The 13,124-nt window shown below is 55.3% G+C and carries 10 protein-coding genes, 1 pseudogene and 1 riboswitch; of the genes and pseudogenes, 5 read left to right on the top strand and 6 right to left on the bottom strand.

Annotated features, from left to right (window positions below; all coding sequences use genetic code 11):
- Positions 1-66: 66 nt before the first annotated feature.
- Positions 67-702: an O-methyltransferase gene (locus ACHHV8_RS24310; RefSeq protein WP_395162003.1), complete on the bottom strand. Its 636-nt coding sequence runs from the start codon at positions 700-702 to the stop codon at positions 67-69.
- Positions 703-829: 127 nt separating this feature from the next.
- Between ACHHV8_RS24310 and ACHHV8_RS24315 the strand changes: the two genes are divergently transcribed.
- Positions 830-1,984: a THUMP domain-containing class I SAM-dependent RNA methyltransferase gene (locus ACHHV8_RS24315; protein ID WP_395162004.1), complete on the top strand. Its 1,155-nt coding sequence runs from the start codon at positions 830-832 to the stop codon at positions 1,982-1,984.
- A gap of 162 nt (positions 1,985-2,146) precedes the next feature.
- Here the strand turns inward: ACHHV8_RS24315 and ACHHV8_RS24320 are convergent, their stop codons facing one another.
- The 5 genes from ACHHV8_RS24320 to thrC all read right to left on the bottom strand — a co-directional run bounded on the left by ACHHV8_RS24320 (position 2,147) and on the right by thrC (position 8,270).
- On the bottom strand, positions 2,147-5,239 hold the full coding sequence (locus tag ACHHV8_RS24320; RefSeq protein WP_395162005.1) for a leucine-rich repeat domain-containing protein: 3,093 nt from the start codon (positions 5,237-5,239) through the stop codon (positions 2,147-2,149).
- Positions 5,240-5,465: 226 nt separating this feature from the next.
- Positions 5,466-5,747 carry a hypothetical protein gene (locus ACHHV8_RS24325; protein WP_395162006.1) on the bottom strand — a complete coding sequence of 94 codons (282 nt, stop codon included), beginning with the start codon at positions 5,745-5,747 and terminating at the stop codon, positions 5,466-5,468.
- A 90-nt stretch (positions 5,748-5,837) separates the two neighbouring features.
- Positions 5,838-5,926: riboswitch (cyclic di-GMP riboswitch) on the bottom strand.
- A gap of 393 nt (positions 5,927-6,319) precedes the next feature.
- Complete coding sequence (locus ACHHV8_RS24330; RefSeq protein ID WP_395162007.1) at positions 6,320-6,544, bottom strand: YuzB family protein; 225 nt, start codon at positions 6,542-6,544, stop codon at positions 6,320-6,322.
- Positions 6,545-6,686: 142 nt separating this feature from the next.
- A complete protein-coding gene (locus ACHHV8_RS24335) occupies positions 6,687-6,989 on the bottom strand; it encodes an iron-sulfur cluster assembly accessory protein (RefSeq protein ID WP_395162008.1) in 303 nt (100 codons plus the stop codon).
- 45 nt (positions 6,990-7,034) lie between these two features.
- Positions 7,035-8,270, bottom strand: coding sequence for a threonine synthase (thrC, locus tag ACHHV8_RS24340; RefSeq protein ID WP_395162009.1), 1,236 nt, complete (start codon positions 8,268-8,270; stop codon positions 7,035-7,037).
- A gap of 188 nt (positions 8,271-8,458) precedes the next feature.
- Between thrC and ACHHV8_RS24345 the strand changes: the two genes are divergently transcribed.
- The 4 genes and pseudogenes from ACHHV8_RS24345 to ytvI all read left to right on the top strand — a co-directional run bounded on the left by ACHHV8_RS24345 (position 8,459) and on the right by ytvI (position 12,829).
- Positions 8,459-9,352: a LysR substrate-binding domain-containing protein gene (locus ACHHV8_RS24345; RefSeq protein ID WP_395162010.1), complete on the top strand. Its 894-nt coding sequence runs from the start codon at positions 8,459-8,461 to the stop codon at positions 9,350-9,352.
- A 140-nt stretch (positions 9,353-9,492) separates the two neighbouring features.
- A pseudogene (locus tag ACHHV8_RS24350) lies at positions 9,493-10,904 on the top strand (amino acid permease).
- 436 nt (positions 10,905-11,340) lie between these two features.
- On the top strand, positions 11,341-11,706 hold the full coding sequence (locus ACHHV8_RS24355) for a winged helix-turn-helix transcriptional regulator (RefSeq protein WP_395163612.1): 366 nt from the start codon (positions 11,341-11,343) through the stop codon (positions 11,704-11,706).
- 43 nt (positions 11,707-11,749) lie between these two features.
- On the top strand, positions 11,750-12,829 hold the full coding sequence (gene ytvI, locus ACHHV8_RS24360; RefSeq protein ID WP_395162011.1) for a sporulation integral membrane protein YtvI: 1,080 nt from the start codon (positions 11,750-11,752) through the stop codon (positions 12,827-12,829).
- The last annotated feature ends 295 nt before the right edge of the window (positions 12,830-13,124 follow it).

Below are 13,124 nucleotides of genomic sequence, written 5' to 3' on the forward strand. Positions count from 1 at the left end.
GCCGTCGGGTCACAGAATCGGTGGTTGTGCTTTTTATATCCGGAAGCTTCGCCCGAGCCCGCCTGCCTAACGGATACGGGCAATCGCCAAGCCGTCATAAGCAGGCAGAATAACGCCCTCCAGCCGGGGATCGCTTGTCATCAGCTCATTGAACAGGCGCATTTTGACGACACGGTTGCCTTGCGCGCCCGGGTCCATAATATCGCCGTGCAGCAGTGTATTGTCTCCTACGATAACCGCGCCGGGGTTCCCCAGCCGAATCGCCCATTCGAGGTAATTCGGGTAATTGCCCTTGTCCGCATCGATGAAGAACAGGTCGAACTTACAGCCCTCGTTCTCCAGCTGCTTCAAGCTGTCCAGCGCCTCGCCTACCCGGTATTCGACCTTCTCTCCCAGACCGGCCTCCCGCAGGTTATCGAGCGCGACATCGGCATAATCCTGCTTCAGCTCCAGCGAAACGAGCATTCCTTCTTCGCCGAGGCCGCGTGCCAGACAGATGCCGCTGTAGCCGCCGAGCGCTCCGATTTCCAGCACGCGTTTCGCCCCGGTCATTTTCGTCAGCAGCGTCAGCAGCTTGCCGTAGCCCGCCGCGACCGAAATGTCGGGCATGCCTTTCGCACGAATGACTTCCTTCACTTTCTCCAACTGGGCATCCCGCTCCAATAAGGACTCTACATATTCCTCCGCCGATGGCTGCGTCATTGCCATTCCTCCCGAATCATTTGTATAAACCGAAGGTTTATCCTATACTAGACTATTGTATGGCTTTTCCAAAAAGACTTCAACATAACGCTTGCAAACGTTAGTTTGAAATATGGAGTGAAACTTGATGCAGGAAATTGAATTAATCGCCACTTGTCCTATGGGATTGGAGGCTGTTGTAGCCCGGGAGGTGCGGGAGCTCGGCTATGACCGGGTTACCGTCGAAAACGGACGCGTGCTGTTCATCGGCGACGAAATGGCCATCTGCCGCGCCAATCTGTGGCTGCGCACCGCGGAGCGCGTGCTCGTCAAAATGGGGCAGTTCGAAGCGCTCACCTTCGACGAGCTGTTCGAAGGAACCAAGGCGCTGCCTTGGCCGGACTGGATTCCCGAGGACGCGGAGTTTCCCGTGGAGGGCCGCTCCCATAAATCCCAGCTGTCCAGTGTGCCGGCCTGCCAGGGGATCGTAAAGAAAGCGATCGTCGAGAGCATGAAGCTGCGCTACGGCACCGAATGGTTCCGGGAAACGGGCGCGCGCTACGTTATTGAGGTTGCGATGCTGAACGACATCGCAACCTTGACGCTCGATACGACGGGCGTCGGGCTGCACAAGCGGGGATACCGGAAGCTGGCAACGGAAGCCCCGCTTCGCGAGACGATGGCGGCAGCGATGGTGCTGCTGAGCCGCTGGCGGGCGGAACGCCCGCTGTACGACCCGTTCTGCGGGTCGGGTACGATTCCGATCGAGGCCGCGATGATCGGCTGGAACCTGGCGCCGGGCCTGCGGCGCACCTTCGCCGCCGAGGCGTGGCCGGTCGTGCCGGAGCGCCTCTGGAGCGAGGCGCGGGATGAGGCCTTCGATCTCGTGCGGGATGACGTGCCGCTCGAGATCACCGGCTCCGACATCGACAGCGAGGCTATCGATGTCGCGCTGGCCGCCGCCAAGGCGGCCGGGCTGGCGAAGGAGCTGCGCCTGCAGGTGCTGCCGGTGGCCAAGGCCCGGCCGCGCGGCGATTACGGCGTCGTGATCACCAACCCACCGTACGGCGAACGGCTCGGCGATCACGAGGAAGCCGAGCGTGTGCTGCGCCAGCTGGGCAGCATTACGGCGCAGCTGCCGAACTGGTCGACGTTCATCTTAAGCCCCAGCCGCCAGCTGGAGCACTATATGGGACGCAAGGCCGATAAGAAGCGGAAGCTGTTCAACGGCCGGATCGAGTGCAATCTGTTTCAGTACCTCGGACCGCTGCCGCCCCGTCCGCCGCGGGAACCGCAAAGCTGATCCGCTGGCTGCCGATGCCCAAACTTTCATGGCGCGGAGCCGGACAAATGAAGTAAGCTGAGCCCAAAGGGCAGAACCGGCGGAGCTATGCCGGGCAAGACGCCTCCAAAACCACGATTAAAGTGGGGATGGAGGCGTCTATTTTTATAAATAATAGGCAGGTTATTTCTTGTCCACTTTACTTCCGTTCTTAAATTCGCCTTCGAATTCCAGCTTGCCGTCCGTATCATAGAGCTTGCCCCGGCCCTGAGGCTGTCCGTCCACAAGCTCTCCCTCATAACGCGTGCCCCAGCCGAAATACAGCTTGCCGGTTCCGTTGAACGTCTGGTTCACCTCTACGGGCGCACCCATGCTGTCGGTAAATTCTCCTTCGTCGGTCAAGCTTCCATATTCGAACGTGCCTTTGTAGACGATGCCGTCGGGATAATACAAGGTACCTTGCCCGTTGTAGTATCCGTCTTGAAAATCCCCTTCATAAAGCAGGCGGCCCGTCTTCGTAAATTCCTTCCCTTTCCCATTCCAGTTGCCGTATTCGAACGCTCCCGCATAATCCGGCTGCCCGTTATCGAAGAAAGATTTGCCCTGACCGTTCGGATAGCCGTCCTGGAATTGTCCGTCATACCATACTTGACCGTCGGCAGAAAATAACTGACCGAAGCCGCTCGCTTTTCCTTCATGGTACGTTCCACGGTGCTCCAGCTTGCCGTCCAGGCCGTAGGTCTCGCCCTGTCCTTCTATAATTCCGTCTTTGAATTCGCCCTGATATACCGACCCGTCGGCCTGTCGATACACCCCTTTGCCCTGCTGTACCCCGTTCGTTACCGGCTTGCCTTCGCGATCGGCGAATACGCCTTTGGCCTTATCGGCATAATCGCCGTCCTTAAACGTCCCCGTATACGTATCTCCGTTGGCAAAGATCAGCTTGCCCTGCCCGTCATAACGGGATTGGCTAAAGCCTCCTTCATAGACGATCCTGCCGTCCGAATAGACCGTTCCGCGGCCTTCGCGCATCCCTTGGAGCAATCCGCCTTCATAGGTCAGCTTCCCTTCCCAGTCGTACGTTTTCCCTTCGCCGCTTCGTTTGCCGTCTACGTATTCCCCATCGAATTGAAGCTTGCCTTCGAAATTGTACTCCTTGCCGTAGCCGTTCCGCTCATCGTTCGCATAGGCACCTTCAAATACAAGCGTTCCTTCATCGTTATACATCTTGATTTCGCCATCCAGCTTCCCGTTGGCAAAGTTCCCCTTGATCCGGCTCTTGCCTTCGAGATAATAAGTTCCCTTGCCGTTCGGCTGTCCGGATCGGACTTCTCCCTCATACCATTGACCATTGGAAAAGAACCGTACGCCGCTCCCGTTCTCAGCCGGATGAAGGACTTGGCCGCCGCGGTCCTTAAAGACGCCCCGATCGAATTCATTGTTCACGAAGCTCCCCGTATAAGTGGAGCCGTTGGAGAAATACATCGTCCCTTCAGCGAAATCGTTGTGCTTGAAGGTTCCCTCAAACCATAAATACGAGGAATCCAAATAATATTTGCCCTCGACCATCTCGTCATCCTTCACTGTGCCTTCGAACCGCTCGCCGTTGGCATAGCGGACCTCTCCCCTGCCGGAGCTGACCCCTTGTACAAATTCGCCGGTATAAGAACCGCCTTCGGCATAATATACGGTGCCGTGGCCCTGAAGGGCATTATCCGCCACTTCGCCGGCGTAAAACAACCGTCCCTCGGCGTCGTACAGCTTGCCAGGCCCGTTCGGCTTGCCGTTCTTCACGCTGCCGGACCATTTGCTCCCGTCCGCCCAATAGATTTTGCCGAAGCCTTCCAGTACGTTATGGGAGAACTGACCTGCTTGCAGGAGCCTGCCCTGCAGATCGTACAGCTTGCCGCGGCCTTCCTTGCTGCCGTTTTTCCAGCCGCCTTCATATTCCACATCTCCGTTCAGGTTATAAGAAGTGCCCTGTCCGTCATATTTGCCGTTGCGGAAGCTCCCCGCGTAAAGCAAGCTTCCCGACGCATCGTAAGCTTTCCCGATCCCGTCCGTCACAGGCGTCACCAGGTAAACGGCGAGCTTCTCCTTGTTCCAGTACACCTGCTTCTGTGAAGCCTCGCCTACAAAACGAAGCGGCACGAAGGTTGTCCCTTCCCTTAAGCTCGGAGCTGCGCTCAGCTGTACTGGGGTTCCGTTGACCAGAGCCTCGTTTGCTCCAATCGAAAGAACGATTTCCAAGCCTTCCTTCTTCCCTGTCACCTGCTGCTTCTGTTCATCCCAGGCAATCTGAAGCCCAAGCTTCTCAAAAACAGGCCGGAAAGGCACGAGCACCGTTCCCTCCTCATTCAGCGGAGGCTGCTCGAAGCGGATTCTCTCATCGTCGACAGAGACCGTAATCGGCAGCTCAAAGCCCGGCAGCTTGTCGGTATCATAGCTGATCTCGACTCCCCTTCCCTGCAGCTCTCTAAGGACATCGGCCGCAGCCGGTGTCAGCGGGTTGCCTTCCAAATAAACCTCGCGAAGCCGGGGAAGAGCGGTTAAAGCCGTTAAATCGGAGATTTGATTATTTTTTAAATAGAGCGTCTTCAAGCCTGTCATGGAACGAAGCGCCCCGATCTCCGTCAACCCTGTCTGGTTGAGAAACAAATGCTCCAGCCCGGTCAGCTTGGATAAGCCTCCCAGCTCCTGAAGCGGATTGGAGGACAAGTCGAGCACTTTCAGCTTCTCCATTCCTTCTATCCCGGACAAATCCGTGATGCCTGCCTGCGAAATAAACAGCTGCTCCAGCCCGGTCAGCTGCCATAAGCCCTTCGGGTCATGAACCGGATTTCCGTCGAGAAATAACATATGCAGCCTCGGCAGTTCGCTCAGCGTCCGGATATCTTCGATCCGGTTGCCGGTCAGGTCGAGCGCTGTAAGCTTCTTCAGCCCGCTGAGAGGATATACATCCGTGATTTGATTGTTTCGCAGGATCAGCTTGCTCAATGCCGAGGCATACTGCAAACCGGTCAATTCGCCGATGCCGTTCTTGCCCTTGGTTCCGATCCAAACCAGGGTGCTCATCCGCTCCAGATCCTCGGGAGTCAGCTCGCCCGCCGGCTTCTTCAATTGCTTTCGAATCGCTGTCTCCAGCTGGGTATCGGGCACTAACTGCAAGCTCTCCGCCTGCACGGAAGCAGGGATCACGGCGCTTATCGGAGCGGCAAGCAGCGCGGAAAGAATAATTGCTTGTAAAGCGAGGGAAGGTCGTTGTCGTTTGTCCATATAGGTCTCCTGTTCTATGTACGTAGGCATAACCTCTGGTAATTCTATGGATTCCACAAAATTCCTTCATTTGTGTAAAATTTTCACAAAAAAGGCAGTAAAGACGGCAGCAAGAAAAAAACATGCTGCCGCAGCCCCTACGCGGGAACTGCAGCCGCATGCTTTTTCAATGAATGGCCTTGCTTCCTACCCGATCCGCCCGAGGAACTAGGCCAAGCGCTTAACCTCAGAGCGGCAGCTTAAATAATCGTACAAGCTTAGAAACAGATCGTTCTCCATCTCGCTGCGCAGCGAAAACTTCACTTCCCCGCGCCAATAAAAGGTGATCAAATGGCTTCGCTTTCCCATCACCATTTCCACATCCCAGCAAGGTGCCCTTTAAATCGAACACTTCCTTGTTTACGAACATTTTAGGTCCGTCGCTGGACAAATAAACGCCCAGCATATCTTTGCCGATCACCGCATAAAACCCTTCCCTTGTCATCACGCTCTTCTCCTCATTCCCCAAATCACCGTTCCTCCTCTCCCGTAAAAAAAGAATAGGACTCCCTTTGCCCAGGCAGGAGTCCGCAAGCATCTATAACGCATCACCAATTCCTTCGGCAGCTGGCTGGCGGGACGCTTCAAGCATCCTTCGCCCCTGTAGCTTTGCGTCACAAGCTTTCGCTTGCTTTGCCATTTATCGGGCAGTTGAAGTAAATTTGTACTACAAATTACGACAACTTTAGCATATAAGATAGTCCCTGGCGAATACATATATCTTTGTACCTATTTTTATTCGTTTTCCACGCCCCAAAGCCCTATTTTAAGATAAAGCTGCTAATTTCTCCAATTAATTCAGGCTCCCGGCAGCAGAAGTCCGGTCCAGGAACAAACCTCGGCGCCCCTTTCCAACGGCTCAGCATCAGCCCCGGCCAAAGGCCTACAAAGATGGCTGCGGCGAGCCGGCCCCGCCCTCCCGCTATGCAGTGACCGGCACGAGCATCCGGGCTCGCGCGCGTCAGCGCCTCTTAGCTCCGTTTGACCGGGACCTCACTTATGTGCTCCAAAAAAGAACGTCCGGCTTTTCAGCCGAACGTCTTATTTCTTTACATATTTCCGCGCTTTCTCAATCGCTTCGTCTTCTGTCGCTCCTGTAACATACCGTCCATTAATATAAATGAATGCAAACCGCGAGCAAGGTCCGCAATATGACTTGCAGCCTACCTTAATCTCGGCCTCGGGCGCCAGCTTCTGAAGCTTCGGCAGCGCAGTTTTCATCTTCATATGCTTGCATTTATCGCAGACGCGAATATCGTTCGCCATGACTTACAATTCCTTTCCTGCCACATCAGCTCTCCATTGAAACGGAAGCTGCCTTACTTACCTACGGGCGGTACGGCATGGAGGACGGCCGCCCGCATAGAGCGCAGGCCAGTCCCGCCTTCCGTCCATCGAAGCATACGGCCTAGTGGTCGCCGTGGTTCCCTTTGCTTGGATTCGTCACTGCAAAGCCTTCTTCAGGAGTGAAGAAGTAGTCGATCCGCACGCCGTCCAGCAGAGGCTCGTCCTTTTGCAAAATAACGTCGATGTTCTTGTCCGTCGAAACAACTTCGTCCTTGTCGGTAGGAGTATCAAGGCTCATACCGTAATGGGCGTGATCGCCATGGCTGTGCGTAACGTATACGCGAAGCTTTAATTCTTTATTCTCTTCTTTTTCTAGTTCAGCAAGCAGCATTTTTGCCGCGTTGCGAGAAATTTTGCAATTCATCAGTATAACATCTCCCACTTGTGGTTTTCTCCTTATTGTAAAGAATCAACCGCGGGAAAGCAACCCGTTGACGGACTCCCATGTCAAATCGGCTGCGGCCAAATTCTCCTGATAAGAGACCGCCTCCGTATCTTTCAGCAAATGTCCCGTCAGAATGCACACCGCCGTTTCCTCCGCATCGACAATTCCTCTGTCTGCCAGCTGTTTCAGCCCTGCTAAGGAAGCCGCCGAAGCCGGCTCGCAGCCGATGCCGCTCCGGTCGATAAGCGCCTTCGCTTCCATGATCTCCGCATCGGAAACCGCGGCGGTGACGCCATTCAGCCCGCCGATGACGGAGCGCAGCGCTTTTTTCCAGCTGGGCGGATTGCCGATATTCAAAGCGAAAGCCACAGTGTGCGGATTCGCTTCGGGCGTCAGGACGCTTCGGCCTCCCGCCACCATCCGGTGAAACGGGCTCGCGCCTTCGGCCTGGACAATTGCAACCCGCGGCAGCTTGTCGATGAAGCCGAGCTGCTTCAACTCAAGCAGCCCTTTGCCTAAGGCCGCAGCGTTGCTTAAAGCACCGCCCGGCAGGACGATCCAATCCGGCAGCTGCCAGCCGAGCTGGTGGGCGATTTCGTAAACGATGCTTTTTTGCCCTTCGATCCGGAATGGATTGATGGAATTGCAGACGTAGAGCCCCAGCCGCTCGCTGTACCGCTCGCTAAAGCGGATGCCGTCGTCATAGGTGCCGTCGAACCGGATCAGCTCGGCGCCGTATGCCGCCGTCTGGCGAACCTTGTTCGGCGAAATATGACGGCCGGGCAGGAAAACGTGCGAAGAGCAGCCACCAATGGCCGCATACATGGCAAGCGAGGCGGAGGTATTGCCCGTGGAGGTGCAGGTAAACCGCTTATAGCCGAGCGAGCGCCCGTGGGATACCGCCACTGTCATCCCGTTGTCTTTGAAGGAACCGCTCGGGTTCTCGCTCTGTGCCTTCAGCAGCAGCTTCCGTACGCCTGCCAGACGGGCAAGCGATTCGGAAGGGTACAGCCCCGTGTTGCCTTCATATTTTGTCGTAATCCAGCGCGCTTCCAGGTCGGGGAAAATCAGCTCCTTGTAACGCCATACGCCTCCGGCATAAGGCGTCATCCGCTCCGACAAGCGCTCGTCCCAGACTCTCTTGAGCTGTTCGCTGTCGATGCCGCTCCACTCCCTGACCACATCCAGCAATCCGCCGCATTCGCATAAAAAGGGGCTGCGGACCGCTCCGCCGGCCATTGCGCCGGGCATTCCGTACATTGATAATGAAAACTCATCCTCTTCACTCCTAAGGTTATAATCGGGTTATCGCTTCGTCCGCGCCTTGCGCGCCGCGTTCCTGCCTCTTACAATAAGAGAAAACATTATATAAATCTAATATATGTTTTTTGGCAAATCATCAATAAAACTGATGATTTAAACAAGCGAACAAGGAGCCGATTTCTCCGATGAATTTACACGCGTTAAAGCTGTTTTACGAGACGATTGCCTGCGGCGGCGTGACCAAAGCCGCCGACAAGCTTCACTTGAGCCAGCCCGCGGTCACCGCCCAAATCCGCAATCTGGAGCAGGAGCTCGGGCTGCCTCTGCTGGCTCCGAAAGGCAGAGGCGTTCAGATGACCTCCGCAGGGGAGCTGCTGTACAAGCATGCCTCGCGGTTATTTTCGCTGGAACGGAGCATGCTGAGGGAAATGGCGGAATACAGGGACGGTCTGCAGGGAACGCTCCATCTATGCGCAACGTACCTGCCGGCCAATTACATGCTTCCGGCATGGATGACCGCCTACCGGCAGGCGAACCAGGGAATCCGCATAAGCCTGACCACGGCAAACTCCAAAGCCGCTTACCGGCAGCTGCTCCATTACGAAGCGGACCTGGCGTTTATCGGGGGCAGCAGAGAGGAGCCCGAAGGGGTGGTGCGCGAGGAGCTGCTGGAGGACGAGCTCTGGTTTGTCGTGCCGGCCGGACACCGGCTCGCAGATACGCAGGTGACGCTCGAGGAGATAGTCCGGGAGCCGTTTATTTTGCGCGAGGAGGGGAGCTCCACCCGGGAGAAGCTGCTCGCCTTGTGCAGGCTGCATAATCTCGGCGCTCCTGCGCCCGGCCTCCAGTTCAACGGTCTAAGCGAAACCATCCGCGCCGTCTCGGCCGGATATGGCGCAAGCTTCCTTTCCGCGCTGGAGGTGCGCGAGGCCGTCCTTGAAGGAAAAGCGGCGCGGGTTTACATAAGCGACGCTCAGCTGACCAATCCGATCGCCGTCTGTATGCGGGCGGACGAGGAGCTTTCTCCTGCAGCCGGCTCCTTTCTGACATGGGTAAGGGAAAAAATAGAACAATTATAAGTTATTAACCATTGGACAATAATGAAACTTTTCTCTATTATGTTTTAATGGAGATAAGGAGTGTGCACACATTGGCATCTAATAACAAACAGCAGTCCCAGGGTCAGCTGCGCAGAGGCCTGAATGCCAGGCATATGACAATGATCGCATTGGGCGGGTCCATCGGAACCGGCCTGTTTCTGGCGAGCGGCGGCGCCGTACATACGGCAGGTCCGGGCGGTGCGCTTTTGGCCTACTTTACGATTGGCATCATGGTTTATTTTCTCGTTACCAGCCTTGGAGAAATGGCGGCTTATTTACCGGTCTCCGGTACGTTCAGCACCTATGCGTCCAAGTTCATCGATCCTTCCATAGGTTTCGCGCTCGGCTGGAACTACTGGTACAACTGGGCGATTACCATCGCCGCGGAGCTGTCAGCCGCCACCTTGATCATGAAATTCTGGTTTCCCGACAGCTCCTCGCTGCTATGGAGCGCCCTGTTCCTGATTCTGATGGTCGGTCTGAACCTGCTTTCCGTCAAAGCGTACGGGGAATCGGAGTTCTGGTTTGCGCTGATTAAAGTCGTAACCGTCATCATTTTTATCATCATCGGTCTGATGATGATCCTGGGCATTTTCCGGTCGGCAGGACCGGTCGGCTTCACGAACTTTACGGCCGGCGACGCTCCGTTCCCGGGCGGCATTCTGGCGACGCTCAGCGTCTTTATGGCGGCAGGCTTCTCGTTTCAGGGAACCGAGCTTGTCGGCGTAGCCGCAGGCGAGAGCGACAACCCGCGCGAGAATGTGCCCGGTTCATCCGCAGCGTATTTTGGCGGATCGTGCTTTTCTATATGCTGGCCATTCTTATTATCGGTCTGCTGGTCCCCTACACAAGCGACAACCTGGCGAGCGACAGCGTAGCTATGAGTCCTTTTACGATGGTGTTCGAAAAGGCCGGCTTAAGCATCGCCGCATCGGTGATGAATGCGGTTATCCTCACCTCCGTGCTGTCAGCGGGCAATTCCGGCATGTACGCCTCCACGCGGATGCTGTGGGCGCTGGCCAAGGAAGGCAAAGCCCCGCGGTTTTTGACGAAGCTGAACCGCTCCGGCGTGCCGGTATACGCGTTGATCGTTACGGGCGCGCTCGGTATGTTTGCTTTTATGTCCTCCTCCTTCGGGGACGGCGTCGTATATACCTGGCTGCTGAACGCCTCCGGCATGTCCGGCTTCATCGCATGGGTCGGGATCGCTGCAAGCCATTACCGGTTCAGAAAGGCGTTTATCGCCCAGGGGCATAAGCTCGAGGAGCTGCCTTACCGCGCCAAATGGTTCCCATTCGGGCCTTGGCTCGCCGGTATTCTCTGCGTGATCGTCATCATCGGCCAATGTATGGGCGCCTTCAAGGACGGACACGTGGATTGGGCGTATTTATTCGCCTCCTACATCGGTATTCCGATGTTTCTTATCTTTTGGCTCGGATATAAATGGAAGCATAAAACGAAGGTGCTGCGTCTGGAGGAATGCCGGTTCGACGATCCGGTCAAGCTGGATGCTGCATTCAGAGACGCCTGATTCACTTTAAACAAAATAAAGTAAGGAAGATGCCACCACACAAGCAGGGCAGCTAAGAAAGCCGGCCAAAGTGCGGTATCCTTCTGCAGAGCAGATGCGCAGGCGTTCGACTTTGTCCATCGGATAGATTCCAACCGTTTTGAGCGGAGAGATCCGTAAGACAAAGTACGGACGTTTGCCATGCAAACGGGCATTGGATGCCCAGCAGACTCGGCAGAACGATCCGTACCCGCAGCGGCGGCTTTTTCGAGCGGTCCCGCCTTGGGCAGGCGTCTTCCTTATTTTTTATACAGAGAGGTTCCGGCCCCGGCCTTGATATTTTATCCGCAGTTCTTTACTATGGAAAGTAGTGAATTGTTTGTTCACTAAGGTCCCTATCTATATTTAGTTACCCGCAAGTAAGAAGCTATGTGGAGAGGATGAGGAATGAATGTCTATGCCTGAAAGCGGAACCACCGGCAAACTAATCGCCAAGCCCAGCAACTACGTGCCTAAACAGCCTACCCACATTGAATGCTCGATTGAGAGGACCCTGGATGCGATCGGGGGCAAATGGCACTTCCTCGTGCTGCGCGAGCTATTCGGGGGTACCAAGCGGTTCGGCGAACTGCAGAAGAAAATCAAAGCGATCAGCCCGAAGTCATTGACCGAAACCTTGCGCCACCTGGAAGAGCAAGGCGTCCTGGAGCGCACCGCTTATCCCACCGTGCCCGTCACCGTAGAATACACCTTAACGCCTAAAGGGCAGGATCTTCACCAGATATTGAAGGAAATGAAGCTCTGGTTCGCCAAATGGTCCTAGCCTGCTTCCGCCTATCCCTGTAGCTGACGAGGTGCGTACCTGAATGATAGCGTTTTATCAAAAGTATTGGAGAACGGTATTCGACATCGTGCTCCTGCTGCTCACAGTGTATTTGTTTATGCTGCTGTTCAGCTATTTGTACCGGATCGCAACACCGATTTTCCTGGCATTTGTCGTTTATTTGATTATTGAGCCGTTCGCCCGATTTTTACATAGAAAAGGGATGGGCAAAAGTATAGCCACCACCATTTCGACCGTGCTCTTCGTCCTGGTGCTGCTCGGGGTTCTTACGGGCGTCGGCGCTATTTTTACAAGCCAAATCTTGAATCTGATCGACAAGCTTCCAGGCTACACGGCCGTGCTGCAGCGGGAAATACTGCTCAAGGCGGATTTCCTGCACAACCGTCTGGACGCGCTGCCCGATGACGTCGTACAGAAAATATCCGATTATTCTGCGCAGCTCACAGCCAAAGTAACGGCGCTCGCCGGACAGTTTCTGACGGGTACCTTTACGATGCTGACGAATCTCTCAAGCTTTGTCGTCAACTTCGTGATTGCGATCATTCTTGCTTATTTTCTCAGCATCGAGATCGAGTCCTGGAAGCGTGTGGCCAAAGAACATACGCCGAAGACGTTCAAAGCCGCATTTTATTTTCTGAAGGACAATGTGCTCAAGGGCATCGTCGGCTACCTGAAATCCCAGATGAAGCTGATCAGCCTGACCTTTATCGTCATCTTCATCGCGCTGCTTGCCTTGAATGTAAAAAATGCGTTCTCCATCGCTCTGCTGTCGGCCATCTTCGATGTGCTGCCGTTGCTCGGCGTTTCGACCTTGTTTATCCCCTGGATCATTTATTTGTTCGTGGTCGGGCAGACGCTGCTCGCTACCTGGCTGTCCGTTCTGCTGGTCATCGTCATTCTCGTGCGGCAAATCATGGAGCCCAAAATTACCGGAGATTCGCTTGGCGTCTCCGCCTTCACCATGCTTTCGTTCATGATGATCTCGCTGTCCGTGTTCGGCGTTGCCGGGCTGATCCTGTCGCCGGTGCTGATCATTACTATCAAAGCGTTGTACGAGCAGGGCTACCTGCAGAAATGGATTCGCTGGCCGGAAGGCGAATAACTGCTTCAGCTTAAATGACGTGCAGGAACATTTGCAGGCTAACAGGAATATCTTGCTACGCTGACGCTTTAATCAGCCTAAACTTTCCTCTACGGCAAAAAAGGCCGTTTCCAAAAAAATGGAAACGGTCACTTTCGAGCTTTACGGCGGCGGCCGCAGCGCACTTAAATTCCAGAATCGCGCTGCAGCTGTTCGGCCGTTTGACAGCCAGCCAGTTCGTCAGCTGCGGCGCTGTGCGGCCGCCGGTCGTGCCCGAGCCGGGCCGAGCCCTGCTCTTGGCTCCGCAGCTGTGTCA

It is taken from the genome of Paenibacillus sp. TAB_01 (assembly GCF_043945595.1).
In the GTDB taxonomy this organism is placed as follows: Bacteria; Bacillota; Bacilli; order Paenibacillales; family NBRC-103111; genus Paenibacillus_S.